The organism is Hydrocoleum sp. CS-953 (genome assembly GCF_002260545.1).
Taxonomy (GTDB): Bacteria; Cyanobacteriota; Cyanobacteriia; order Cyanobacteriales; family Microcoleaceae; genus Trichodesmium.
Genome location: NZ_LGSU01000167.1, coordinates 1 through 2,334, shown reverse-complemented (window position 1 = coordinate 2,334; position 2,334 = coordinate 1). Strand labels below are relative to the sequence as shown.

The window sequence follows — 2,334 nt, the reverse complement described above, 5'->3', positions numbered from 1 at the left end:
GTCTAGAATTAATTACTTGTTCAACAGACATATTCTCTGTGTTTGAACGGACTTCATGATAATAGTTAGATATAGTTCTATCTACTGGATTTCTTAATAGAACAATTAGTTTAATTTTTGGGAAAAAATGAAATAGTCTCGTGGGAGTATCTGGAGCATCAAAATAACTAGGACTTGCTTCTCCAGTTAATAATTTTTCTGAGTCTGGAATTACTGGAAAATGTGCCCGATACCAATCTAAACCTCTATGAAAATAGAAAGACCAAAAATCAATTTCTTTTTTTATTGCTGGTAAAATTTGTGGATGTTGAATTAGATAATGATAAATAGATGTAGTTCCCCCTTTCTTGACTCCAATTACGAGAAAATTGGGCGTGGAGATTTGAGCTAAGTTTTGGAATTTTAGAAAAAAGTTAGGATAGTTTTGTTTAATTTGTTGTTGAGAGGCAGTTTGATAAATTTCTATTGCTTCAGTCTTTCTATTTACTTGAGTTAGAGCTTCAGCTAAGTTGAGATAACGACAGACTGAGTTATTTGGAAAATCAATAAATTCTTGAAATAAATTAACTGTTTTTTGGAGTTTATCTTGCTTCTGAAAAGTTTCCCACATACGAATATCAGACCACCAAGCAAAATCAGGATTAAGTTCTATAGCACGATAATAATTAATGGTAGCTTCTAACCATTTTTGTTGTTTGGTTAATGCTAATCCTAAGTGATAGTAAGATTGACTATCTTGGTTAGCTTCAACGGCAGAATAAAATGAATTGAGTTGTTGTTCTAGTTGAATTTTTTGCCGGAATATTTTGCCGAGTTGCCGATATATCTCTATTTGATTTGGTAATATTTCTAGCAACAGGTAATAAATAATGATGGCTCCATAAATTTGATTTTCTTGTGCTAGATAATTTCCTAACTCCAGGTATAGTTCTGGATTGGCTTTGATGAGATATAGTGATTTTTGATAGATTGGATATAGGTCTGGATTTTTAATAGCTTCGCAATAGTAATTGATAGTTTGGTCTAAATTTGACTGACCAATTTGAGCAAAAGCATCTCCTAACTGTAGGTGCATCCAAGTTAGATGAGGAGTAATTTGAGCAACTTCTAAATAAGTAGCGATCGCCTCGTCTAATCTTTTTTGTTTAAGTAAAACATCTCCTAAACATTGGCGATACCAAACCACTTCAGGGTTGAGTTTTATTGTCTGGCGATATGCTGTTTCTGCTGCTTGTAGTTTTCCAGTTTGAAAGAGAATCTCTGCTAATTTTTGGTTAGTTCCTTTAATTTCTGGATTGAGTTGAATTGCTCTTTGATAAGAAAGAATTGCTTTGTCAAATTCTCCTAGTTTAAATAATGCTTCTCCTAGTTTATGGTAAGCCCAACAATTATCAGAATGAAGTTTAAGAAAACTTTGGTAGGCGTTAACTGCTTCTGCCCATTTTTCTAGTTGAAGTAAAGCATTTCCTAAGTGATGATAAGACCAAGGAAAATCAGAATTTAGTTTGATAGCTTTTTGGTAAGCAGTAATAGCTTCTTCCCAATTTTGTAGTTGAGTTAAAGCTTGCCCTAATTTATAGTAAGACCAAGAAAAAGTAGGGTTTAGTTTTATTGCCTGGCGGTAGCTAGTAACCGCTTCCTCCCAGTTTTGTTGTTCTAGGAATTTTTCTCCTAATTCATAGTAATTCATCGGCAGTTTAGATAGAAGTTTTGAAAAAAAGCAGAAGTCAGAGAAAGAGAGAGAATAGGGAAAAATCTCTACTCAAAAGTGATGTTAAGACCAAGGAAAATCAGAATTTAGTTTGATAGCTTTTTGGTAAGCTTTCATTAATTGATAATAGATCATGAATAATGGATAATTATCTCTATTTTTACCCTTGAGGAGTGAAAATAAGGAAATATTCTCGCACTTTTTTCTCCTTAAAAGGAGAGGTAATAAAGCGGAATGGATAATGGATAATTTATCAATTATCCATTGGTAATAGCTTCTTCCCACTGTTGTAATTGAGTTAAAGCTTGACCTCATTTATCGTAAGACCAATAAAAATCAGGGTTGAGTTTTATTGGCTGACGGTAGTTAGTAAAAGCTTTCTCCCACTGTTGTTGTTCTAGAAACTTTTCTCCTAATTCGTAGTAATTCATTGGCAGTTTAGATAGAATTTTTGAAAAAAGCAGAAGTTAGATAAAGAGGTAGAATACGGAAAAATATAGACTCAAATTTAATCTAACCATACTACTAAAATCAAGCCTTCTATGCTGCTAACTTCTTTACTACTCCAAACTTCCAGAACCCCTACATTACTGCTAACTTATACTAGAAAAAGGTAATATAGT

At 32.9% G+C, this 2,334-nt stretch carries 1 protein-coding gene; it reads right to left on the bottom strand.

The genetic code is table 11. The features are described from left to right. Window positions 1-1,690, bottom strand: a 1,690-nt coding sequence (locus AFK68_RS01305) for a tetratricopeptide repeat protein (RefSeq protein WP_094671020.1), incomplete at its 3' end; no start/stop codon positions are given. Between the last annotated feature and the right edge of the window lie 644 nt (window positions 1,691-2,334).